The 23491-nt window shown below is 65.7% G+C and carries 21 protein-coding genes; 14 read left to right on the plus strand and 7 right to left on the minus strand.

The annotated features are described in order from the left end of the window. Positions 1-41: 41 nt before the first annotated feature. Positions 42-635: an SDR family NAD(P)-dependent oxidoreductase gene (locus V7Q53_RS04315; RefSeq protein ID WP_333827175.1), complete on the plus strand. Its 594-nt coding sequence runs from the start codon at positions 42-44 to the stop codon at positions 633-635. Beyond that, the gene (locus tag V7Q53_RS04320) at positions 625-1407 is read left to right on the plus strand and encodes an HpcH/HpaI aldolase family protein (RefSeq protein WP_333827176.1); all 783 of its coding nucleotides are present in this window, start codon (positions 625-627) and stop codon (positions 1405-1407) included. The genes V7Q53_RS04315 and V7Q53_RS04320 overlap by 11 nt, the downstream gene beginning before the upstream one ends. 46 nt (positions 1408-1453) lie before the next feature. Here the strand turns inward: V7Q53_RS04320 and V7Q53_RS04325 are convergent, their stop codons facing one another. Continuing rightward, positions 1454-2758, minus strand: coding sequence for a hydroxymethylglutaryl-CoA reductase, degradative (locus V7Q53_RS04325; protein WP_333827177.1), 1305 nt, complete (start codon positions 2756-2758; stop codon positions 1454-1456). A gap of 319 nt (positions 2759-3077) precedes the next feature. Here V7Q53_RS04325 and V7Q53_RS04330 point away from each other — a divergent pair, with 319 nt between their 5' ends. The 5 genes from V7Q53_RS04330 to V7Q53_RS04350 all read left to right on the plus strand — a co-directional run bounded on the left by V7Q53_RS04330 (position 3078) and on the right by V7Q53_RS04350 (position 8503). After that, positions 3078-4421, plus strand: coding sequence for an acyclic terpene utilization AtuA family protein (locus V7Q53_RS04330; RefSeq protein WP_333827178.1), 1344 nt, complete (start codon positions 3078-3080; stop codon positions 4419-4421). Continuing rightward, positions 4418-4729: an AtuA-related protein gene (locus V7Q53_RS04335; RefSeq protein ID WP_333827179.1), complete on the plus strand. Its 312-nt coding sequence runs from the start codon at positions 4418-4420 to the stop codon at positions 4727-4729. The genes V7Q53_RS04330 and V7Q53_RS04335 overlap by 4 nt, the downstream gene beginning before the upstream one ends. 19 nt (positions 4730-4748) lie before the next feature. After that, the gene (locus V7Q53_RS04340) at positions 4749-5918 is read left to right on the plus strand and encodes an iron-containing alcohol dehydrogenase (RefSeq protein WP_333827180.1); all 1170 of its coding nucleotides are present in this window, start codon (positions 4749-4751) and stop codon (positions 5916-5918) included. Positions 5919-6026: 108 nt separating this feature from the next. Then, on the plus strand, positions 6027-7733 hold the full coding sequence (locus V7Q53_RS04345) for an AMP-binding protein (protein ID WP_333827181.1): 1707 nt from the start codon (positions 6027-6029) through the stop codon (positions 7731-7733). Beyond that, the gene (locus V7Q53_RS04350; RefSeq protein ID WP_333827182.1) at positions 7730-8503 is read left to right on the plus strand and encodes an enoyl-CoA hydratase-related protein; all 774 of its coding nucleotides are present in this window, start codon (positions 7730-7732) and stop codon (positions 8501-8503) included. The genes V7Q53_RS04345 and V7Q53_RS04350 overlap by 4 nt, the downstream gene beginning before the upstream one ends. Positions 8504-8519: 16 nt before the next feature. On the opposite strand, the gene V7Q53_RS04355 is transcribed toward V7Q53_RS04350, so the two are convergent. From V7Q53_RS04355 to V7Q53_RS04365, 3 genes are all read right to left on the minus strand, one after another. After that, positions 8520-9278 carry an SDR family NAD(P)-dependent oxidoreductase gene (locus V7Q53_RS04355; protein WP_333827183.1) on the minus strand — a complete coding sequence of 253 codons (759 nt, stop codon included), beginning with the start codon at positions 9276-9278 and terminating at the stop codon, positions 8520-8522. Between the two features lie 75 nt (positions 9279-9353). Then, entirely contained in the window at positions 9354-10283 is a 930-nt protein-coding gene (locus V7Q53_RS04360; RefSeq protein ID WP_333827184.1) for a 3-keto-5-aminohexanoate cleavage protein, read from the minus strand. A 16-nt stretch (positions 10284-10299) separates the two neighbouring features. Next, positions 10300-11244, minus strand: a complete 945-nt coding sequence (locus tag V7Q53_RS04365) for a 3-hydroxyacyl-CoA dehydrogenase (RefSeq protein WP_333827185.1) — start codon at positions 11242-11244, stop codon at positions 10300-10302. Positions 11245-11365: 121 nt separating this feature from the next. On the opposite strand from V7Q53_RS04365, the gene V7Q53_RS04370 reads away from it, so the two are divergent. The 3 genes from V7Q53_RS04370 to V7Q53_RS04380 all read left to right on the plus strand — a co-directional run bounded on the left by V7Q53_RS04370 (position 11366) and on the right by V7Q53_RS04380 (position 14081). Then, a complete protein-coding gene (locus tag V7Q53_RS04370; RefSeq protein ID WP_333827186.1) occupies positions 11366-12058 on the plus strand; it encodes a GntR family transcriptional regulator in 693 nt (230 codons plus the stop codon). A gap of 21 nt (positions 12059-12079) precedes the next feature. After that, positions 12080-12847 (plus strand): SDR family oxidoreductase, encoded by a 768-nt coding sequence (locus V7Q53_RS04375; RefSeq protein WP_333827187.1) that lies wholly within the window; start codon positions 12080-12082, stop codon positions 12845-12847. 523 nt (positions 12848-13370) lie between these two features. Further along, complete coding sequence (locus V7Q53_RS04380) at positions 13371-14081, plus strand: 4-carboxy-4-hydroxy-2-oxoadipate aldolase/oxaloacetate decarboxylase (protein ID WP_333827188.1); 711 nt, start codon at positions 13371-13373, stop codon at positions 14079-14081. Between the two features lie 58 nt (positions 14082-14139). Here the strand turns inward: V7Q53_RS04380 and V7Q53_RS04385 are convergent, their stop codons facing one another. Both V7Q53_RS04385 and V7Q53_RS04390 read right to left on the minus strand, forming a co-directional pair. Next, entirely contained in the window at positions 14140-14793 is a 654-nt protein-coding gene (locus tag V7Q53_RS04385) for a GntR family transcriptional regulator (protein WP_333827189.1), read from the minus strand. Between the two features lie 47 nt (positions 14794-14840). Beyond that, entirely contained in the window at positions 14841-15449 is a 609-nt protein-coding gene (locus V7Q53_RS04390; RefSeq protein ID WP_036742596.1) for a recombinase family protein, read from the minus strand. Between the two features lie 94 nt (positions 15450-15543). Here V7Q53_RS04390 and V7Q53_RS04395 point away from each other — a divergent pair, with 94 nt between their 5' ends. The 4 genes from V7Q53_RS04395 (at position 15544) to V7Q53_RS04410 (ending at position 22688) form a co-directional block, all read left to right on the plus strand. After that, complete coding sequence (locus V7Q53_RS04395) at positions 15544-18447, plus strand: Tn3 family transposase (protein ID WP_333827190.1); 2904 nt, start codon at positions 15544-15546, stop codon at positions 18445-18447. A gap of 424 nt (positions 18448-18871) precedes the next feature. Next, on the plus strand, positions 18872-20986 hold the full coding sequence (locus V7Q53_RS04400) for an acetate--CoA ligase family protein (RefSeq protein WP_333827191.1): 2115 nt from the start codon (positions 18872-18874) through the stop codon (positions 20984-20986). Next, on the plus strand, positions 20983-21924 hold the full coding sequence (locus V7Q53_RS04405; RefSeq protein ID WP_333827192.1) for a CoA transferase subunit A: 942 nt from the start codon (positions 20983-20985) through the stop codon (positions 21922-21924). The genes V7Q53_RS04400 and V7Q53_RS04405 overlap by 4 nt, the downstream gene beginning before the upstream one ends. Then, positions 21921-22688 (plus strand): CoA-transferase subunit beta, encoded by a 768-nt coding sequence (locus V7Q53_RS04410; protein WP_333827193.1) that lies wholly within the window; start codon positions 21921-21923, stop codon positions 22686-22688. The genes V7Q53_RS04405 and V7Q53_RS04410 overlap by 4 nt, the downstream gene beginning before the upstream one ends. Before the next feature lie 3 nt (positions 22689-22691). Here V7Q53_RS04410 and V7Q53_RS04415 read toward each other — a convergent pair whose 3' ends face one another. After that, on the minus strand, positions 22692-23489 hold the full coding sequence (locus V7Q53_RS04415; RefSeq protein ID WP_333827194.1) for an enoyl-CoA hydratase-related protein: 798 nt from the start codon (positions 23487-23489) through the stop codon (positions 22692-22694). Positions 23490-23491 lie beyond the last annotated feature (2 nt).

Consider the following 23491-nt stretch of genomic DNA (forward strand, 5'->3'; position numbering starts at 1 on the left):
TTTCTCCGAAACGTTCTCAATGGCTTAGTCGCGTGAGCCATATGCGATTGCCCTGGCTCGCCGACGAGGTGGCGGCGGATTACGGCGCGGCCGATGCGCTGGTGAACTCCGCCGGTATCATGCAGAACAATATCGGGGTCGATGAAATGAACCTCGATGAGCACGACCTGATCTGGGACGTGAATTACCGTGGCACATTCCTCGCCAGCCGGGCCTTTGCCCGTGCGATGCGCGCGCGCGGCAAGGGCGCGATCGTCAACATCGCCTCGATCACCGCGCTGCGCCCGCTGCCGCTGTTCGCCTATGGGCCGGGCAAGGCGGCGATCGTGTCGCTCACCGCCACGCTGGCGGGGCATTGGGGGCCGCATGGGGTGCGGGTCAATGCCGTCGCGCCGGGCTATGTCGCCACCGAGCAGTTGATGGGCCGGGTCGATGCGGGGCACCGGCGGCTGGAGGATCTTACCCATCCCTCCGCCCTGGGCCGGATGGTGCGCCCCGACGAGATCGCCGCCGCCATCGCCTTTCTTGTCGACGACGCCGCCAGCGCCATCACCGGCATTACCCTTCCGGTCGATGCGGGCTGGCTGGCGGGCTCGGCCTGGGCGACATACGGGGGGATCGCGCATGGGAAATAGCACGGGTGCGGGCAGCTTCATCGACCGCCTTGTCGCGGGTGAAGGGCTGGTCGGCACCTGGTCGCAGATCGCCTCGGCCGACGCGCTGGAGGTGCTGGGCGGCGCCGGTTTCGACTTCACGGTGATCGACACCGAGCACACCGCCTTCGGCCTGGAACGCGCGCAGGATCTGTTGCGCGCGGCGGATGCCTGCGGCCTGCCCGCGATGGTGCGGATCGCGGCGCTTGAGCGGATGTTGATGACCAAGGCGCTCGATGCCGGGTTCCGGGCGGTGGTGCTGCCGGGGGTCCGCGATGCCGCCGGGATCGCCACGGCGATTGGCTGGTCGCGCTACGGCACGGGCGGCGGGCGCGGGGCCTGCCCCTGCATCCGGGCGGGCGGGCAGGCGGTGACGGACTGGCCGGGTTTCGCCCGGCGCAGCGACAGCGAGGTGCTTTGCATCCCGCTGATCGAGAACCGCGCGGCGATAGGGGGCATCCAGCGGATCGTCGCGGTCGAGGGGGTGCGGGTGGTGATGCTGGGGCCCTTCGATCTTTCGGTCGATATGGGGCTTGGCGGCGATCTGCATCACCCGCGGGTGACGGCGGCGATCGAGCGGGTTCTGGCGGCCTGCGCGGCGCATGGTGTCACCCCGGTCCTGCCGCTCTTTGATACTGATCCGGCGGCCCTGCGCGCCCGGATGGAAGAGTGGCGCGGGCGCGGGGTGCGGGTGTTCATGCTGGGCACCGACAAGCTGCTTCTCGCGTCGATGGCACGGATCCTCACCGCCTGAAATTATCGCAAATAGCTGAAAACAGGAGGCTTTCGCCTCCCATCCTTCATTTGCGAAGCTCGGCCAGAAGGGCCTCGGCCCGCTCGGTGCGCACGTCCTTGTCGCGCGCGAGCGCGGTTGCGACCTGCTCGATCTCAGCGCCCAAGGCCCCGGCGAGAATGGCGATGTTGCGCGCGTGCAGCGCCATATGCCCGCGCTGGATCCCTTCGGTCGCCAGCGCCCGCAGCGCCGCCATGTTCTGCGCCAGCCCCACCGCCACCGTGACCTCGGCCAGCTCCTGCGCCGAGCGCACGCCCAGCACCCGCAGCGCCGTCTGGGCGGCGGGATGGGTTCTGGTGGCGCCGCCCACAAGGCCGAGCGCCATCGGCATTTCGATGGTTCCAACCAGCCCGCCCTCGCGGTCCTCCTCCCAGGTGGACAGGGCGGTATAGCGCCCGTTGCGCGCCGCATAGGCATGCGCCCCCGCCTCGATCGCCCGCCAGTCGTTGCCGGTGGCCACGACCACCGGGTCGATCCCGTTCATGATCCCCTTGTTGTGGGTCGTTGCCCGGTAGGGATCGATCGCGGCAAGTTCCGAGGCGTCAAGAATACCGTCGATCATCCGGCGGCCGGAAAATTCGGCGGTAGCAAGCGAGGCTTCCGAAAGCCGCACCCGGGCGCGGGCCAGTCGCAAATCGGCCAGGTTGGACAGGATGCGCAGCCGCACCTCGCCGCCCGTGACCTTTTCGATCAGCGGGGCGGCGGCCTCGGCCATCGTGTTGACGGTGTTCGCGCCCATCGCATCGCGCACATCGACAAGCAGATGCAGCACCACCATCGGCCCCCGCCGTGTGTCGGCGAACACATGCACGTCGATATCCTTGCAGCCGCCGCCAAGCCCGACAAGCACCTTGTCGCGGGAATTGGCCAGCGCCAGGATCTCGTCGCGCGCGCCCAGCAGCGCCAGCCGCGCGCCATGCGGATCGCTTATCCCGACGATCTGCACCTGCGCGCGCATGATCGGCCCCGAACTCGATGTCTGGAAGCCGCCGTTGGCGCGTGCGATCCGCGCCATATACGAGGCCGCAGCCACCACCGACGGTTCCTCGACCGCCATCGGCACCAGATAGTCGCGGCCATTGACGGTGAAATTGGTGGCGATCCCCAGCGGCAACTGGAACGTGCCCACGACATTTTCGATCATCCCGTTCGCGCGTTCCAGCGCCAGTGCCTCGGTATCGGAAAACGCCCCGAGATCGCCCGCACCGGGCGCGGCGCGGGCCACTGCGGCCAGCCGCTCGGCCGGGCTCATGTTGCGGATACCCTCGATGCGCGCGGTTGTCGCGCCGGGGCCGGTTTCACTCGCTGTCATTTATGTTCTCCGAAAAACATCGAATCGATATCCAGTCCTGAAACCGGAAAGAATTGCCGCCATGTTCGACATCAACCGCCCTCTCGGCAAGGGGATATTTGATCCATTCTCATGTTTAAGGCGGTGCGTTGCCGACGTGTCACCAGAGAATGGGCCCGTTGGGCATAAAATACGACGCTCTCGTCAAAAGAATCGTGATCGCGGCTCTGTTTCTATTGTGAATGCGCTGCAAAGGGCTTTACCCTGACACCCGGGTTGCGACACCCATGAAAAGAATCGCCGGGGCCATCGTCGCGCCCTGTTTAAAACGGGAGGGTTGATGCGCAGGATTCGACTGGGCACGGGTGCCGGCTATTCGGGAGACCGGATCGAACCCGCGATCGAGCTTGCCCGGCACGGGCGGCTTGATTATCTCGTTTTCGAATGCCTGGCCGAGCGCACCATCGCGCTGGCGCAGGGCGAGGCGCGGCGCGATCCCCTCAGGGGCTACGACCCGCTGCTTGAGGCACGGATGCGCGCCGTCCTGCCCGATTGCCGCGCGCAGGGGGTGCGGATCGTCACCAACATGGGGGCCGCCAACCCCCGTGCCGCCGCGCGCCGGGTGCTGCAAATCGCCGGGGAACTGGGCCTTGACGGGTTGCGGGTGGCGGCGGTGACGGGCGACGATGTGCTGTCATTGATCGAACGCGCGCCGGTCGCGCTGGATATCGGCGGCACCAGCGCCGACCTTGGCGCGCGTATCATCTCGGCCAACGCCTATCTGGGTGCCGAACCGGTCGCGGCAGCGCTTGCCGCCGGGGCGGAGGTGGTGGTGACCGGGCGCGTGGCGGACCCGGCGTTGTTTCTTGGCCCCCTGATGCATGAATTCGGCTGGTCGCCCGATGATCCGGCGCGGATGGGACAGGGCGTGCTGGCGGGCCATCTGCTTGAATGCGCGGGCCAGCTCACCGGCGGATATTTCGCCGAACCCGGCCTGAAAGAGGTGCCTGACATGCACCGGCTTGGCTTTCCCATCGGCGAGGTGGGTGAGGATGGCGGCGTGACCCTTTCCAAGGTCGCGGGTTCGGGCGGGCGGATCAGCCTGCGCACGGTGAAAGAGCAACTGCTTTACGAGGTGCATGACCCGGCGGCCTATATCCAGCCCAATGTGGTGGCGGATTTCTCAGGCGTGCGGCTTGAGGAACTGGGCCCCGACAGCATCCGGGCCTCGGGTGCCGGTGGCCGGGCGCGGACGGGAAAGCTCAAGGTCTCGGTCGGCTATCTCGACGGCTGGATCGGCGAGGGCCAGATCGCCTATGCCGGGCCGGGCGCCCCCGCGCGGGCCCGGCTGGCGCGCGAGATCGTGCGCGAGCGGTTGCGGCTGATCGGGCTTGCGGCTGATGAGCTGAGCTTCGATCTGATCGGGGTCGATGCGCTGCACGGGCCGGACCTGTCGCGCGGGGCCGAACCGTGGGAAGTGCGGTTGCGGGTGGCGGGCCGCTGCGCCGCCGAGGCCGAGGCCGCGCGGATCGGCAACGAGGTCGAATCGCTCTACACGAACGGGCCTGCGGGCGGTGGCGGCGCGTGGAAATCCGTGCGCCGGATCGTCGCCATCGCCTCGGGCTTCATCGACGCGGCGCAGGTGCATGCCGGGTTCGAAATGGTGACGGAGGCGCAGGCATGAGGCTGCATGACATCGCCCATGCCCGCAGCGGCGACAAGGGTGACACCTCGAACATCGCCGTCTTTGTCTATGATCCGGCGGATTATCCCTTTCTGCTGCGCCACCTTACCGCCGGGCGGGTGGCCGAGCATTTCCGCTGGCAGGTGCGGGGCGGTGTGACGCGCTATGAGCTGCCCGCGCTCCACGCCCTCAATTTCGTCATGACCGGTGCGCTGCGCGGCGGCGTGCTGCGCTCGCTCGCGCTCGACACTCACGGCAAATCGCTTTCCTCGGCGCTGCTTGCGCTTGAGCTGCCAGACCCCGACTGACGCGGACAGGACAGACACCATGCAGATCTTTTCGAACGAACCGGCCTTCTTTTCCTGCCCCACGCGGGTGCATTTCGGTGTCGGCGCCCGCGCCCGCATCCCCGAGATCGCGGCGGCGCAGGGCTGGCGGCGGATGCTGGCCATTGTCGATCCGGCACTGGTGGAAAGCCGGATTTTCGCCGAAATCACCGCGGCGCTTGACGGGCAAGGGGTGGCGCTGGCCCGCTTCAGCGAAATCGAGCCCGAACCAAAGGATACGTCGGTCCATGCCGCGCTCGATCTGGCCCGCAGCCATGCCGCCGAGGCGATTCTGGCGCTTGGCGGCGGCAGCGCGATCGATGTGGCCAAGACCGTTTCCATCATGATGACCAACCCCGGCCAGATCGCTGATTTCGAGGGGATTTCGCGCTTCTCGGTGCTGCCGATGCCGATGATCGCGGTTCCCAGCACCGCCGGCACCGGCGCCGAGGTTTCGGGCGCCTGTGTCATCACCGATACCGGGCGCGGCGTGAAAATGGCGATCCGTCACCCGGTGCTTGGCCCGGCGGCGCATGCCGTGCTCGATCCGCTGGCGGTCAGCACCGCCCCGGCGCATGTGGCCGCGCATTCGGGGGTGGACGCCTTCGTCCATGCCTTCGAATCCTACCTGTCGAAACAATCCAACCTGATGTCGGACGCGGTGAACCTGCAGGCGATGCGGATGATCCACGATCATATCCGCCCCCATGTCGCCAACCGCGCCCACCCGGTTCACGCGTTGCAGATGCAATGCGGCTCGGCGCTGGCGGCGCTTTCCTTTGGTCAGACGGGCACCGGCAATGTGCATTGCATGGCGATGGCCGCTGGCGGGCGGTTTGCGGTTCCGCATGGGCTGGCCAACGCGGTCTGCCTGCCGCATGTGGCGCGCTTCAACCTGCTCGCCGATCCCGCGCGCTTCGCCGAAGTGGCGCGGGCGATGCGGCTTGACGTGGCGGGGCTGTCGGATCTGGAGGCCGGGCGGCGGGCGGTGGAAGGGATTGAGCGGCTTTGCCGCGACCTCGACATCCCGTCGCAACTGCGCGCGGTGGGGGTGAGCGAGGAAAGCCTGCCCGATCTGGCCCAACGCGCGTTCGATACCGATTACAACCGCTGGAACCCGCGATACACCACCCGGGCCGATTACGAGGCGCTGTTCCGGGCGGCCTATTGAGGCGGGTTTCCGGGAGGCATGGCAGGAATTGAACAAGCGTTCACTTCATGCCATGCTCGGGCTGACAAGGGGCCCTTCGGCCCGGCGCGGCGGGACGGGAGGAGAGCGATGCTTCGCAAAACCAGTGACTACGGCGCCCTGATCAGCGGTTTCCGCTGGGAGGTTCCGCCAGCCTACAATATCGGCGTGGATGTCTGCGACCGCTGGGCCGATGCCGAGCCCGACCGGCTGGCGCTGATCGAGGTTGGCGAGAATGGCTACGGGCCGCAGACCCGCATGAGTTATGGCAGGCTGCGCGCGCTTGCCAACCGCTTCGCCAACGCGCTGCAAACGCTGGGGCTTGGCCCGGCGGACGGCGGCGCGGACGGCGGGGCGGCGGGCGACCGCGTGGCGATCCTGCTCACCCAGCGCCATGAAACAGCCGTGGCGCATATCGCGGCCTTCAAGGCCGGTTGCGTGTCGCTGCCGCTTTTCACCCTTTTCGGCCCCGAGGCGCTGCTGCACCGCCTGCGCGACAGCGGCGCGCGCGTGCTGGTGACCGACCGCGCCAGCCTGTCGCGCATCGCCGGGATACGCGCCGATCTGCCCGCGCTGGAGCATATCTTCCTTGTCGATGGCTTGCCCGCCCCCGGCGCGCCGGGTGCCGGGCTCGCCGGGCTGCGCGATTTCGCCACCGCGCTCGATGCCGCCTCGCCCGCATTCACGCCCGTCGCCACCAGTGCGCAGACCCCGGCGGTGCTGATCTACACGTCGGGCACCACCGGCAACCCCAAGGGGGCGCTGCACGCGCATCGGGTGCTGCTGGGGCATCTGCCGGGGGTAGAGGTCAGCCATGATTTCCTGCCCGCGCCGGACGATCTGTTCTGGACCCCGGCTGACTGGGCCTGGATCGGCGGGCTGCTTGATGTGCTGTTGCCCGCGCTCCATCACGGCATTCCGGTCGTGGCCTGCCGGTTTACGAAATTCACCCCGCAGGCCGCGCATGACCTGATCGCCCGGTTCAAGGTGCGCAACGCCTTCCTGCCGCCCACCGCGCTCAAGATGATGAAGGCCGATCCGGCCAGTCAGGGCTGGGCGCTGAAAATGCGTTCCGTCGGCTCGGGCGGCGAGACGCTGGGGACCGAGTTGCTGGATTGGGGCCGCAAGGCGCTGGGTGTGACGATCAACGAATTCTACGGCCAGACGGAATGCAACATGATCGTCAGCGCCTGCTCGGCAATCGAAGAGCCGGTTCCCGGCGTCATGGGCCGCCCGGTGCCCGGCCACCGGGTGGAGGTGATCGACCCGGCCACCGGCATGGCCCAGCCCGACGGGGTCGAGGGCACTATCGCGGTTCTGGCGCCTGACCCGGTGATGTTCCTTGGCTACTGGAACAACCCTCAGGCAACGGCGGAAAAATTCGTCGAGGGGCCGGAAGGGCGCTGGCTGCTGACCGGCGACCGTGGCGAGCGCCGCGCCGACGGGCGGCTGCGCTTCATCGGGCGGGACGATGATATCATCTCGTCGGGCGGCTACCGGATCGGCCCCGCCGAGATCGAGGATTGCCTGATCGGCCATCCGGCGGTTGAGATGGCCGGGGTGGTCGGCCAGCCCGACCCGGTACGCGGCGAGATCGTGGCGGCCTTCGTGAAACTGGCGCCGGGCCATGCGCCGTCCGATCCGATGCGCGCCGCCATCGCCGATCATGTGCGCACCCGGCTTGCCGCCTATGAATTTCCGCGCGCGATCCATTTCATCGATGAGATGCCCGCCACCACCACCGGCAAGACGATCCGCGCCCGGCTTCGGGAAATGGCGCGGGAGCTGTCGGCATGAATGCGCCGGTGCTGTTCGAGGCGCGGGGCGCGGTGGGTGTGATCACGCTTTCGCGGCCCCGGCGGCGCAATGCCATCGACGCGGCGATGAGCGAGGCGCTCGCCGCCGCGATCAACCGGCTGGAGGGCGACCCGGCGTTGCGGGTGGGCGTGCTGGCGGGCGAGGGGCCGGTGTTCTGCGCCGGAATGGATCTGGCCGCCTTCACCGATGGCGCCCATGAGGGCATTCTTTTCGGCCCCGGCGGCGTCGGCGGGTTGACCGAGCGTGCGCGCGCCAAACCGCTCATTGCGGCGGTGCACGGCGCGGCGGTGGCTGGCGGGTTCGAGCTGGCGCTGGCCTGCGACATGATCGTCGCCGAGGAAGGCGCGCGGTTCGGCCTGCCCGAGGTGGCGCGCGGCCTGATCGCCGGGGCGGGCGGCGCGTTGCGGCTGGCCAGCCTGATACCACCGGCGCGCGCGCGCGAGATCTTGCTGACCGGACGGCTTTTCGACACCACTGAAGCCTGGGAACTGGGCTTGCTCAGCCGCCGCTGCCCGCCGGGCGAGGGCCTGCCGTCGGCGCTGGATCTGGCGCGCGAGATCGCCGCGCAGGCACCGCTGGCAATTCGCAACACCCTCGCCGCAAGCCGGTTGTCCGATGGCTTCGTGCACGACGAAGCACTTTTCGCCGGGAACCGGCGGCTGCTTGAGGAATGTCTTGAAAGCGAGGATGCCAGAGAGGGCGCCCGCGCCTTTCTTGAGCGCCGCCCGCCCCGGTGGGCGGGGCGTTAAGTGCGCCGCCCACCGCTCAGCCTGCCGTCCAGCCGCCGTCCAGCATCATCGCCGAACCGGTCATCAGGCTCGATGCCTCCGACGCCAGATAGAGCGCGGCGCCCGTGATGTCACCCACCTGCCCCAGCCGGCCCAGCCTGATCCGGCTCAGGCAATGATCCAGAAAGGCCGGGTCTTCGAAATAGGGCTGGGTCAGCGGCGTTTCAACGAAGGTCGGGCAGATCGTGTTCACCCGGATGCCATGCGGCGCCAGTTCTATCGACACTGCCTTGGTCAGCCCCTCGATCCCCCATTTGGTGGCGCAATAGAGCGTGCGGTGCGCCGCGCCGATATGGCCCAGCTGCGAGGACATGTTGATGATCGACCCGCCCCGGCCCCCCTCGATCATCTTGCGGCTCACCGCCTGCAACGCGAAAAAGGCCGCGCGCAGATTAAGCCCGGCGATGGCGTCGAAATCGTCCTCGGTCACCTCAAGCTGCGGCTTGGGGCGGTTGGCACCGGCGTTGTTGACGAAAATCTCCAGCCCCGGCAGCGCTGCCACGGCGGCCGCGAAACCCGGCACATCGGTCACGTCGCCGACCAGCGCATGGGCCTTGTGGCCCGCGCCGCGCAGCTCGGTAACCGCCGCGTCGATCTCATCCGCGCTGCGGGCGCAAAGCCAGACCTCGGCCCCCGCTTGCGCATAGACATCGGCAATCGCACGGCCGATGCCCCGCCCCGCCCCGGTGATGAGCGCGCGGCGCCCGGCGAGCGAAAAAGAGGGTTGCGGCGTCATCTGGCGGCCTCTCCACAGGATATGCCGCGCCCGCCATGGCGGCGCGCGCGTGTTGCGTTGTCCGGCGTCATCGCCCTAAAATCCAACCTGATCGCCACCCTTGAGCGCCAGAAGTTCGCGCGCCTCGTCAGGGCTGGCAACCTCCAGCCCCAGCCCCTCGATGATCTGGCGGGCGGCGCGGACCTGCTGGGCGTTGCTTTCAGCCAGCCTGCCGGGACCGGCCCAGAGCGAATCCTCAAGCCCCACGCGGATATTGCCGCCCATCGCGGCGGCCATCGCGGCGATGGGCAACTGGTTCTTGCCCGCCCCCAGCACCGACCAGCGATAATTGTCGCCGAACAGCCGGTCGGCGGTGCGTTTCATATGTGCCACATCCTCGGGATGCGCGCCGATCCCGCCCATCAGCCCGAACACGGTCTGGATGAACAGCGGCCCCTTGACCAGCCCGGCATCGTGGAAATGCTTGAGGTTGTAGAGATGGGCGGTGTCGTAGCATTCGAACTCGAACCGCGTGCCGCCCGCGCCGACGGTTTCCAGCACATGTTCGATATCGCCGAAGGTGTTGCGGAAGATGATGTCCTTGTTCGACAGATATTCCCGCTCCCATTCGTGCTTCAGCTCCTTGAAGCGGGCGAGCATCGGGAACAGGCCGAAATTCATCGTCCCCATGTTGAGCGAGGCAAGCTCGGGCTTCCACGCCACCGCCGGGCGGATGCGCTCCTTGATCGACATGGTGGGCGCGCCGCCGGTGGTGATGTTCAAAACCGCGTCGCTGGCCTGTTTGATGACCCCGAGGAAGGGGGTGAAAGCCTCGGCGCTCTGGTCGGGGCGGCCATCCTGCGGGTCGCGGGCATGAAGGTGGATCACCGCCGCCCCGGCCTCGGCCGCGCCGATCGCCGCCTCGGCGATTTCGGCAGCGGTGACCGGCAGATGCGGCGACATGGAAGGGGTGTGGATCGCGCCGGTCACGGCGCAGGTGATGACGACTTTGCGGCCTTTGGCCATGGGTTCTCTCCTTATGTCAGTCGTGCGCCGCCGCCGCGCGGCGGTCGGCGAGATGGCGGTCGAGCGCGGCAAGTTCACCGTCGCGCCAGGCCTGACGGCGGCGCACGGCCTCGCCCTCAAGGCCGGGGAAGGCTTCGCCGACCTGCCGCGCAACCTCGGGCGTGAACGCCTCGCCGCGCGCGCAATCGTCGACCAGCCGCGCCATCATCGGGCCGTAGCGCAGAAGGTAATCGGCCACGCCGCCGGGGGCGTTCAGCGCGATGGTCTCCATCGGCCCCATGAAGGCCCAGCGGCGCCCCAGCCCGTGGCGGACCGTGTCGTCAAGCCCCTCGACCGTCACCAGCCCCTCGGCGATAAGCCGCAGCGACTCGGCCAGAACCACCGCCTGCAACCGGTTCAGCACGAAACCGTCGATTTCCCGCGCCAGCCGCACCGGCACCTGCCCGGCGGCACGATAGATCTCCTCGGCACGCGCCATCGCCCGTTCCCCGGTGCCGGGGCCGGGCGATAGTTCGACCACCGGAACCAGATGCGGCGGGTTGACCGGATGGCCCACCAGGCACCGCCAGCGCCCCGCCAGACCATCGGCGTAATGCGATACCATGAGCGCCGAACTGGACGAGGCGATGACCGCCTCAGGCGGCGCGAGCCGGTCCAGATCGGCGAAAATCGCCTGCTTGATCTCCAGAACCTCGGGGCCGCTCTCCTGCACCAGATCGGCCCCCGCCAGCGCCTCTTCGAGCGTGGCGAAGGGGCGGATGCGCGCGGTCAGCCCCTCGGGCGCGGGCCCGGCGCGGTCGTGCGGCGTTGTCCCGGCGACCATCGCCGCCACCCCCTCGCCAAGCCGGTCGAGCACCGCCGGGTCATGGTCCCAGACCCGCACCTCCATCCCGGCGCGGGCAAAGACGAAAGCCCAGGCCCGGCCGATCAGCCCCGCCCCGATGATCGCAATCACTGGCATCGACAATCCCCCAATCCCCCGCATCAAGCCCCGTGCCCCGGAACCGTTTCCGATTCTCATTGTGATCTCAGATCATAGATATTACAATAGAGCGGTGTCAATCAATCCGGGCAAGTCATCCATGCCGTTCGTTTCACCGGGAAAGCTGCCTGTCCGCCAGCGCTCGCTGACCGAGCAGGTTCAGGAAATGCTCGAATCGCTCTTGTGGAGCGGCGCGATGCGCCCTGATGACCGCACCTCCATCCGTGAACTCGCCGAACAGCACGGCGTGTCGGCGATGCCGGTGCGCGAGGCCGTCAGCCGACTGGTCGCGCAAGGCGCGCTCGCGGCGGAGCGCAACCGCGCCATCGTGGTCCCGCGGTTGACAGCCGAGGAGTTCAGCGACCTGACCGAGATGCGGATTCTCACCGAAAGCCACGCGGTGCGCAAGGCCACGCCCAGGATCACACCCGCCATCATGTCCGAGCTGCGCGCCCTCAGCCACGCCTTCGCCGAGGCCATGACCAGCCCGGGCACCGATGAGGCGGTGATGCTGAACCAGAAGCTGCATTTCTCGATCTATACCGCGTCGGAATCGCGCACGCTCATGCAGATGATCTCGACCAACTGGCTGCGCGCGGGGCCGATGATCAGCCTCGACATCGGCCTGCCGACACGTCGGATGCGCAACGCCCATTCCGTGCGCGCCCATGCCGCGATGCTCGACGCCATCGAGGCGCGCGATGCCGATGCCGCCAGCGCCGCACTGCGCAGCGATATCCAGACAACGGCCGATTACATCCTGCGCGAAGTGCTCAGGGCCAAAGAAACATGAGCTGAAAAGAGAGGTGGGGCGATGGATCTGGGGCTTGCGGGGGCAAGGGTGATCGTGACAGCCGGGGCGGCGGGCATCGGTCGCGCCATCGTCGAGGGGTTTCTGGCCGAAGGGGCGCGGGTGGCCACCTGCGACATCGACGCAGCCGCGCTGGCAACCCTGCCAGCCAGCGTGATCGCCGAGCGGGTGGACGTGGCCGATGCCCCGGCCTTCACCGGCTTCATCGACCATGCGATCGCCGCGTTGGGCGGGCTCGATTGCCTGGTGAACAACGCCGGCATCGCCGGGCCGACCGCACGGATCGAGGATATCGAACTTGCCGACTGGGACCACTGCCTGCGTATCGGGCTGACCGCGCAGTATCTGGCGGTCGGGCGGGCGGTCACGGCCCTGCGGACCTCGGACAACGCGTCGATCGTCAACATATCCTCGCTTGCCGGGCGGCTGGGGTTCGCGCTGCGCACGCCTTACGCGGCGGCGAAATGGGGGGTGATCGGGCTCACGAAATCGCTGGCGATCGAACTTGGCCCCGACCGGATCAGGGTCAACGCCGTCCTGCCCGGCCTCGTCGCCGGCGACCGCCAGCGCCGGGTGCTTGAGGCCAAGGCGCAAAAACAGGGCCACGGCTTCGCCGAGGTCGAAGCCGCGGCCTTCTCGCGCACCGCGATAAAATCCTATGTCGAACCCGCCGAAATCGCCGGTCAGGTCCTGTTCCTCGCAAGCCGCAACGCCCGCACGATATCGGGCGAGGCGGTATCGGTTTGCGGCCATACGCAGATGCTCGCGTAAGGGTGCCCCCTGCGAAGGTTCAGGCCGGGCGGCAAGATCGCGCTGGTGGTCGATGGCGGGGCTGGGGCACCGGTCAGACCATCGCCGCCCGCATAATAATCGACCGGTTGCAACGATACCCTCGCCTGCCCTTTCCTGTCTGGAAATATCCCGGGGGAGTCCGCTCTGCGCAGCAGGGCGGACGGGGGCAGCGCCCCCCCTTTTCTGAACAAACAGACTTCTGCGAAGCAGGCATTCAGGTCACGAGCAGATCACGGGCACGAAAACGCAGGCGGCCCTATTTCCCCGGTTTCGACAGCTTCGCGCCCCGGGAACATTCGGCCAGCCCGGCATCATGGCGTGGCGACACATCAAGGGGCTCTTTGGCATTGCGCAAAGCCATGAACATCAGGGTATCGCTGCCAGTGATAGTCGATAATGTCCTTGCCCATGGTTTTCCCCCTGTTCCGCGCCTCATTCCATGGCAGAACAGGGGCAGGAAACGGCGTCAACAGAATGAATTCAGGTCAGGGAGAAAAGACGCATGCTGGGTGTTGCTGTCAGGCAGATTGAACGCGCGGAACCTGCGGTGATTGCCGCGCTGGCCGGGGCTGGTGTGGCGACCGTGCACGAGGCGCAGGGCCGCACCGGTTCAATGGGCGCCGGTCTCGGTGCCATCGTGCCCGGCGCGATCATGGGCGGCTCTGCCGTGACGGCCCTTTGCGCGCCGGGCGACAACTGGATGCTGCATGTCGCCATCGAACTGATGCAGCCCGGCGATGTGCTGGTGGTGGCAACCACTTCGCCCAGCGATGACGGCTATTTCGGCGATGTTCTGGCAGAATATGTCAAGCAGCGCGGCGGCGCGGGCGTGGTGCTTGATACCGGGGTCCGCGATGTCGCCGTGCTGCGCGCGCAGGGCTTTCCGGTCTGGTCGCGCCGGGTTTCGGCGCGGGGAACGGTCAAGGAAACCCTGGGCGCGGTCAACGTGCCGGTTGTCTGCGGCGGGCAGCGCGTGGTGCCGGGCGATGTGGTTCTGGGCGACGACGACGGCGTGGTGGTCGTTGCACGGCGCACGGCCGCCGCGGTTCTGGCAGAGGCGCAGGCCCGCATCGCCAAGGAGGAAGCGATGCGCGCAAGGCTGCGTGAGGGTGCGCATACGCTGGATCTTCTGGGCCTGCGCGAGGCGTTGTTGCAAAAGGGCTTTCGCTATGTCGATGGCCCGGTCGACCCAGATACCGCTGGCGACATCTGAGCGGCACAAACGGCCCCTTCACCGACCGGGGCACGCAAACGCGACATCCGCGCGCCCCTCATTTCCGGGTTCCCGCACCCGGTTCGCAGATGCCCGCGTCAAGCAGGATCTTGATGGTCAGCGACAGATGGGCGCGAATTCTTTCGCAGACGAGCTCGGCATCGCGGGCGATGGCGGCCTCCATCAGGGCCTTGTGTTCCTGTTCAAGGTCGCGCTGTTCCTGTTGCAGCGCCACCGACAGGCGGCGGTAGCGTTCGGAATGGGCAAACAGCGTCTCGCGGATGCGCAGATACCACCGGTTGGTGCCTCCGGCCACAAGGCTGTGGTGAAAGGCCGCGTGCAACTCGGCCCAGTGGTCTTTCATGGCCGGGTCGGCGCTGTGCACGGGTGTGTGTTCAAGCCGGTGATAGGCTGACAGCACGTCAACTTCCCAGTCCATGTTGCCTGAGCGGACGGCTTCGCGCAGGCAGAGGCATTCGACCTCGATACGGGCATCCGTAAGCTCGATCAGGTCGTCGCGGTCGATCCCCGGCACGACAAACCCCCTTTGCGACTGCGCGATCAACAGCCCCTCTGCCGCAAGCCTGCTTGCCGTTTCGCGCACGACACTCAGGCTGACGCCCAGACGCTCGGCCATCGGATTGAGCAACAGTTTGCTGCCGGGCGCCAGCCGACAGGAAAGAATGTCGTCACGGATGCTTCGGTAGGCCATTTCCCCACGGCTTCTGGGGGTGGATTCCGGTAGGGGGCAGGATCGTATCACAAGGAACTCTGTCGCTGCCGCTTCATAATATCGAGCACAGTATTTTTGCTGATCCCAAGGTCGCGGGCGATCCATCGGTATGATCGACCGTCTTCCACGGCTTGAATGACCTTTGGCGCGAGCTTGTCGGATTTTGGGCGTTGTCCTGGCTGGCGACCGAGCTTCTTTCCTCGCGCCCTTGCGGCGGCGAGCCCGGATTTCACCCTTTCGCTGAGCAGATCGCGTTCAAACTGAGCAATCCCGGCCAGCATGGTGGCCATCATTCGACCATGTGGCGTCTCTACTTCGAAGGTCATGCCGCTCATGGCTACAACGGAGACTTTCCAGCCGGCGAGCCTGTTCAGGGTATCCAGCAGGTCCTGAGTGGACCGCCCCCACCGAGAAAGTTCGCTGACCAGGATGGCGTCGATTTGTCGTGCCTGCGCCAGGTCGAGTACCCGGTTGCGCGCAACGCGATTGTCGGACGCGCCAGAGGCTTTTTCCTTGAACACTCCCACCACGTCATACCCGCCGCGCTCGGCGAACGCGGTGAGCTCCGTGACCTGCCGCTCGCAGGACTGGTCGGACGTGGAAACCCGGGCATAGATAGCGGCGCGCTGTCCCATTTGAACCCCCTTTGAATCGGGCCTTGCAAGTCGTTGGTTTTGCTGGTGCGGGAATTGTCCTGAACAGACTAATGACTAACAAGGACAATCCCGCATGCCAAGACGCTCTATTCTGACCGCCCGCCAACGCGCGGCACTGTTCGACCTTCCGACAGACGACGCCAGCATCCTCCACCACTACACGCTGTCAGATGAGGACATTGACGTCATTCGAACCCGTCGCCATGCACGCAATCGCCTCGGCTTCGCCCTTCAGCTTTGTGCGTTCCGGTATCCTGGCCGACTGTTGGTGTCGGGGGAGGTCATTCCAGAGGCCATCAGCCGCTTCATCGCCGCACAGCTTGGCGAAGAGATGGATGAGCTTTCCCGTTACGCCGAGACCGACGTAACGCGGCGCAGGCATCTGGTCGACTTGCGCCAAGTCTACGGCTTCAAGATGTTCTCCGGTCATCGCGCGCGGGAACTGAAGGCCTGGCTGGCAGGCGAGGCGGAGAACGCGACGTCCAACCACGATCTGGCCCGTCGGTTTGTCGAAGAGTGCCGCCGGACCCGGACTGTTCTGCCGGGTGTATCCGTCATCGAGCGTCTCTGTGCGGATGCGCTTGTCGCGGCGAAACGTCGGATCGATAGCGCCATCGTGGCCCGGCTGGATGAGATCATGAAAGCCCGCCTTGATGCCCTGCTCACGGAAATGATCGAGGGCAAGGTCAGCCGGTTCGTCTGGCTGCGCCAATTCGAGGTTGGTCAGAACTCGGCCGATGTTGGCCGCCTCCTCGATCGGCTGGAGGTTCTGCGGGATCTGAACATCTCGCTAGATATCCTCGCGGGCATTCCACCCCATCGGGTGACCGGCCTGCGGCGTCAGGGCGAACGCTACTTTGCCGATGGTCTGCGTGACATCAGCAGCGACCGCCGCCTGGCCATTCTCGCGGTTTGCGCCGTCGAGTGGTGTGCCGCGATTTCCGACGCGGTGGTCGAGACCCATGACCGGATCGTCGGCAAGACCTGGCAGGGCGCGAAGAGGCTGTGCGACGCCAAAATCGCCGACGCAAAGGCGGCGGTGCAGGACACCCTGCGCGCCTTCAAATCTCTCGGGTCGGCCCTGCTGGACGCCAGAAGCGATGGGTCTTCCTTGGATCAGGCGACAGAGCTGGCTTGCGGGTGGGGTCGGCTCGAAGGGCTGGTCGCCACCGCCGCCGAGTTGACGCACACGATGGCCGCAGACCCATTGACCCATGTTGGCCAAGGTTATCTTCGGTTCCGGCGCTATGCCCCGCGCATGCTGCGCGTTCTCGATATCGAGGCGGCGGGTATCGCAGCTCCCTTGCTGCAGGCGACCGCGCTGATCGCAGACGATGAAAAGCCCGAAACCCGCCCAGTTGGCTTTCTGCGGCGCGGCTCGAAATGGCACCGCCATCTGAACGCTGCCGCCGGTGACGGCCATCGGCTCTGGGAGGTTGCGGTGCTGTTTCATTTGCGGGAGGCGTTCCGGTCGGGTGACATCTGGCTCCTCCATTCCCGGCGCTACGCTGATCTGAAGCAGGCCCTGGTTCCTGCGGAGGCGGTAGAGGGCGCGCCAAGGCTGACGGTGCCGCTCGACCCGGAAACCTGGCTTGCCGATCGCAAGGCGCGCATGACCGACGGGCTGGCGCGACTGGCCAAGGCGGCTCGCGCAGGGGCGATCCCGGGCGGGTCGATCGAGAATGGCGTCTTGAAAACTGACCGCCTGAGTGCGGCGGTGCCGCAAGAGGCGGACGAGCTGGTGCTCGATCTCTACGACCGGTTGCCGACCATACGGATCACCGAACTGCTGCAGGAGGTCGATGCAGATATTGGCTTCACGGAAGCCTTCACACATCTGCAGACCGGCGCGCCCTGCAAAGACCAGATCGGGATGCTGACCGTGCTGTTGGCTGAAGGTTTGAATCTTGGGCTCAGCAAGATGGCCGAGGCGACCAACACGCATGATTACTTCCAGCTCTCCCGCCTGTCGCGATGGCATGTGGAGAGCGACGCCATCAACCAGGCCCTCGCCATGGTGATCGAGGCGCAGTCCCAGCTGCCCATGGCCACGTTTTGGGGTGGTGGCGTGACCGCGTCCAGCGACGGGCAATTCTTCCCCGCCGCCCGGCAGGGCGAAGCCATGAACCTCATCAACGCGAAATACGGCTCCGAGCCGGGCCTCAAGGCCTATACCCATGTCTCCGACCAGTTCGGCCCCTTTGCGACCCAGAACATTCCGGCCACCGTGAGCGAGGCACCCTACATTCTGGACGGGCTTCTGATGAACGAGGCCGGGCGGAAGATCACGGAGCAGTATGCCGACACCGGCGGGTTCACCGATCACGTCTTTGCCGTGACCTCGCTGCTCGGGTTCCGGTTCATCCCGCGTATCCGTGACCTGCCATCCAGACGGCTCCACCTGTTCGATCCGGCGTCAGCGCCGGGCGCATTGTGCGGCCTGATCGGGGGCAAGATCCGCGAAGGCGTCCTCATCCAGAACTGGCCCGGCGTCCTGCGTTCCGCGGCCACCATGGTGACGGGCGCTATGCCGCCCAGTCAGCTGCTCAAGAAGTTCGCTGCCTATCCGCGCCAGCACGAGCTGGCCGTGGCGCTCCGTGAAATCGGCCGCGTCGAGCGCACCCTCTTCATCATCGAATGGCTTCTCGACGCCGACATGCAGCGCCGGGCCCAGATCGGCCTGAACAAGGGCGAGGCGCATCACGCCCTGAAAAACGCCCTGCGCATCGGGCGACAGGGTGAAATCCGGGATCGTACCGCCGAAGGGCAGCACTACCGTATGGCCGGCCTCAACCTGCTCGCCGCCATCATCATCTACAGGAACACCAAGCATCTCGGTCAGGCCGTGGCTGCGCGGCAGAGGACCGGGTTGAATTGCGACCCCACTCTGCTGGCGCATATCTCCCCGCTTGGATGGGCGCACATCCTGCTCACCGGAGAATACCGGTGGCGGCGGCAAGTCGGGGCAAAGTTGTGAAGTAATCATCCCTATATCTTGCCGCCTTCACAGCCACCAAACGGGCGCACAACGCTCATCGCCACCACGAAGGCGGCCACAAGGCTCAAATTGAAGGGAAGTAGGCGCGTCAGGGCCTTGTGATACGATCCTGCCCCCTACCGGAATCTACCCCTGAAATCCTTCGCGGATCGTCTCCGCAAGGCCGGAAAACCGCACAAGGTCATCATTACTGCCGTCGCCAGAAAGCTCGCCACGATCGCGAATGCGTTGTGCAAAAGCCGTCAGAAATGGGCGGTCCCGACGACCTGACAGATACAGTTTCTAGCTTTGGCGGGCGGTCGATGCGCAAACCACTATGCGGAATCTTATTTTATTTTCTTGATCACTCCGAGGTGACTGTCTATAAGCAAGGCCTTAGGAAAACCAACCGACGGGTAAACCAGTGACCCTTGAAAAGCTGCTCTGTCCGCGTTCGGTCGCGATTGTTGGCGTATCGACAAAAAAGGCGTCTTTTCAGGTTGGTGGCCGTGCCATTTTCGACCACTTGCACCTGCATGGCTATCCCGGTCTCGTCGATATCGTAACCCGTGCGCCGGTGACCATAGACGGTGTTGAAAGCGTGACGGAGCTGGCTGCGTTGGGGCATGTGCCGGATTGCGTGGTCGTATCCGTCCCCGCCGATGATGTCCTTGTCACGGTAGAGGGGGCGCTGGGGCTTGGTTGCCGGGCTTTTGTCGTCATCACGGGTGGTTTTTCGGAAACCGACGCCGCGGGGGCGGACCGTCAGGCAAGGCTTGCGGGCCTCGTTCGGGAAAATGGTGCGGTCATGCTTGGGCCAAACACCACGGGCTATGTCAACTTCAACCAAAAGATCGCGATGAGTTCGACAAGCCGGATCAGCGCCAGCCTCGGGCCACCGGGCGGGATTGGCCTGGTGATTCAGAGCGGCGCCCTGGGCAGCGCTTTTCTGGAGGCGGCGGAGCAAGGCGCCATCGGCCTGAGCTATGTAATCTCGACCGGCAATGAAGCGGTGACCGGTCTTGCGGATTGTATCACCTATCTGGCGAATGATCCGGCAACGCGGGCGATCGCGCTTTATGTAGAGAGCTTTCGCCAGACCGATCAGCTGCTGGAGGCGGCACGGCGCGCCTTTGCGGCGGGCAAACCCATCGTGGTCTACAAGACCGGCCGCTCGGAAGCCGGTCGCCGCGCCGCTGCCGGACATACAGGGGCCCTGGTCGGTGCGCGTGCCGCCTATGAGGCTGCGGTCCGGCAACTTGGCTGGCTGGATGTGCGCTCGATCGAGGATCTCTTGCCGGTGGCGCATTATGTGGCGCAGGCCGGGCCGGCGCGCACCATGGGGGTGCTGACCGTGTCCGGCGGTTTTGGCGGTTGCGTTGCCGATGCGCTGGAAGAGACCGGGCTTGTCAGCCTTCCGGTGCCTGACCCGGCGACGGTCAGCCGGATGCGCGAGGATGTGCCTGCCTTCCTGTCCGCCAGCAACCCGATTGACATCGGCGGCACGCCCTTTCGCCGTGCGGGGGGGTTTGCCACTTGCCTGGACGCCTTGGCCGACGACCCCGGGATCGATGCCATTGCCATCGCCAATACGCCGATCGTTGCACCCTGGGCATCGGATGTGGTTGAGGCTGCCTCAAAAGCCCATCAACGGACCGGCAAACCGATTTCGGCAATCTGGCCCGCAGAAATTTTCAATGCGCAGGCGCTGGCGGATCTTCGAACCGCCGGGATCCCCACATTTCAGCGCATTGACACCTTTGTGGCAGCAGTCTCGGGCGCTGCCATTTTTGCCCGTGCGCAGGCGGCCCCCTCACATCTGTTGCGCAACGGGCGAACCGCGCGTGCGCAAAGCGTTGATGATGATCTTGTGGCGCTGGACGAACACCAAAGCAAATCCGTGCTGTCCGCCCATGGCCTCATCTTTCCTGCCGGAGTTTTTGTCCGGGGGCAGTTGCTTTCGGAACTGATCGCGGCGGCTGAGGGGATTGGATATCCGGTTACGGTCAAGGGAATTGCCGAAAACGTCGTGCACAAATCCGAATACGGGCTGGTCGCTGTCGGTCTGGCCGATCAGGCCGCCCTCATCGCCTGTGGGACACAGATGCTGGCGAGTGCGGAGCGGCACAAACTACAGTTTGAGGGGTTCTTGGTTGCCGAGACCGTGCGGCCAAAGGCGGAAATTCTGGTTGGGCTGGGGCTGGACCCTGAATTCGGCCCGATGCTCACGGTTGCTGCCGGGGGCATTTATACCGAACTCATGCATGATGCCGTCACCCGTATCCTTCCGCTCGACAAAACCGAAATACGCGAGATGATCGACGAATGCCGCATCGCACGCATTCTGGACGGCGCGCGCGGTCAACCCAAGCTCGACAAGGATGCCCTGATTGCATTGGTGGGCCGGGTTGCGGCACTTGGCGAAAGATTGGGCCCGGACCTTGCGGGGCTGGAGGTCAATCCCGTTGGTATCGGCCTGGCGGGCGAAGGGGCCTGGCTGCTGGATGCCACCGTGTTTCAGGCGCGGGGCCGGTCATGACAGCGCCCTCACAGCGCCCGCAGAAACTCGTTGCCCCGGACGCCGTTCGCGGACTGATCCGCGCATGGCTGGATGATGGCGATCTGCTGGCCATTGGCGGGCTGTTCAAACAGGGCCGACCGCTGGTCTTGGTCCGCGAGGTGATCCGATCAGGCCGGAACCGGCTGAAGCTGGTTTCCTCGCCGGGCTCGGGCTTTGACGCCGATCTGATGATTGCCGCAGGCTGTGTCGCCGAAACGTTCCTGCCAGCCGTGACACTGGAAGACCGCATGTGCCCCACGTTTCGGTCTGCGGTAGAAAACGGAGCGATAACAGCGCATTGCGTCGATGCGCTTTCGATTGTCGGCGGCTATCTCGCTGCGGCCAACGGAGTGCCCTTTCAGCCTGTCGCGGCATGGGTCGGATCGGACGTACCAAAGCATAACCCCCTGATTGCCCGCATCGACTGCCCGTTCACGGGCCAGTCCCTTTACGCCACGCAGGCGATCAGGCCGAAACTTGCTTTGCTTCATGCGCAGGAAGGGGATGTCTATGGCAATGTGCGCCACCTTTCGACGATGACCTATGCCGATCAGATGATGGCGCGGGCGGCTGAAAAGGTGATCGTCAGTGTCGACCGGATCGTCGACACCGAGACAATCGTGGCCCGGCCACGAGAGACCACCATACCCTGCATCTATGTCGATGCGATTGTCGAGGCGGCGCATGGCGCCCATCCGACCGGAAGCTTTCCGCTCTACAGCATCGATGAGGACCATATCGAGATGTATGCAACCCTGGCCGAAGCCGCGCGCAAGGGCGAGGCTGGTGCCGACACGGCCCTGCGCGCCTATCTTGATCGCCATGTTCACCATGCCCTGACACAGCAGGCCTATGTGGAAAGCGTTGGCGGTGCACAGCGCATGAAGGCACTGGAAGAAGAGGCCGCGTCGCTATGAGCCGGTATCCCTGTTCACCTGCGGAAATGCAGGCCGTGCTTCTGGCGCGCGATCTGAGAGATGGCGAGCTGGGTGCCGCCGGTGCGTCGGCGGCCATTCCGATGGCGGCGATGATGCTGGCGCGACTGACCCATGCGCCGGACCTTCAGATCGCCGGGGAAATGTTTGTCAATCCGCAGCCGCGGCAGCTGTGGAACTCCATGCTCGATGATCGCGCGCTGGGGGCTTGCGAGGCTGCGGAGACTTTTCTGGAACTGTTCGGCCATTCCCATCGCGGCCTTGATTTCTTCTTTCACAACGGCATGCAGATTGATGCGTTCGGCAATATCAATCTGCACCACATCGGCGGAACCCTTCACAAACCGAAGATGCGCGGCCCCGGCGCGGCCAATATCTCTTACGCGGCGACGTCGCGGCGTTTTTATATCTGCACGGGCAACCATTCGCAGCGCACCTTTGTGCCACGGGTCGATTTCATAACGTCTCCGGGCTATCTGGATGGGCCGGAAAGCTACCATGCAGCCGGGCTGGCAGGCGGGCCGTGTCTGTGCGTCACGCCCCTTGCCGCGATGGACTTTGACCCGGCCACATTGCGCATGCGCCTGAAATCGGTGCACCCTTGGAGCAGTGTTGACGAGGTGGTGGCCAGTACCGGCTTCGATCCCGGCATCGCCGAGCGGGTTGAGGAAACCCGCCTGCCCAGCGAAAACGAGCTTTCGTTACTGCGCACCAGGGTGGACCCGAAGGGGCTGTTGCAGCGCTGAGCGTCAGCGCGGTTTACGCGATCTGTTCACAAAGGCCGCCACTGCCGCCGCATGGTCCGGTGTTCCGTGTGCGGCAGCCTGCATGGCGCTGACCGTTGTCAGATAATCCTGAAGCTGTGTGCGTTCGGCCATACGCAGCAGGCGCTTGGTCATGCGGATCGCTGCGGGCGGTTTCGCAGCGATCTCTGCCGCAAGATCCAGGGCGCGCGGCATCAGATCGCCGGGTTCCAGAACCTCCAGGACAAGACCAAGCGACAGGGCTTCCTGCGCATCGACCGGCCGGGCCCGAAAGCTGATTTCGGCTGCGCGCTGATAACCGAGGTGGCGCACCAGAAACCAACCCCCGCCATCGCCGGAAACCAGGCCCAGATCCACGAACACCTCGCCAAAAAGCGACGTTGTCGCGGCAAGGCGCAGGTCGCACATCAGGCTCAGGTCGCAACCCGCGCCCATGGCTGGGCCATTCACGGCGGCAATCGTGGGGATGTCGATGCGCGACAGGATGAGGGGAAGTTGCTGCACATTCGCCCGGTAGCTTTCCGCAATTTCGGCCGCCGATCCGCCGAATATGCCGGTTTTCTCGTGCATGTCGTGAATATTGCCGCCCGCCGAAAAGGTGGTTCCCTGGCCCGTGATCACCAGCACCCGCGCCTTCGGGTCCTGTTCGATCCCGTGCAGACCGGCGATTAGGGCTTCGATCATCGCGCTGTCTGACAGCGGGTTGCGGTGGTCCGGGTCGTTGAGGGTCAGAACGACAACGCCATCGGGGCGTTTGTCGATAAGAACGCGCGGCTTGGGCATGG

The sequence above is a fragment of the Pararhodobacter sp. genome, from assembly GCF_036802785.1.
GTDB lineage: Bacteria > Pseudomonadota > Alphaproteobacteria > Rhodobacterales > Rhodobacteraceae > Pararhodobacter.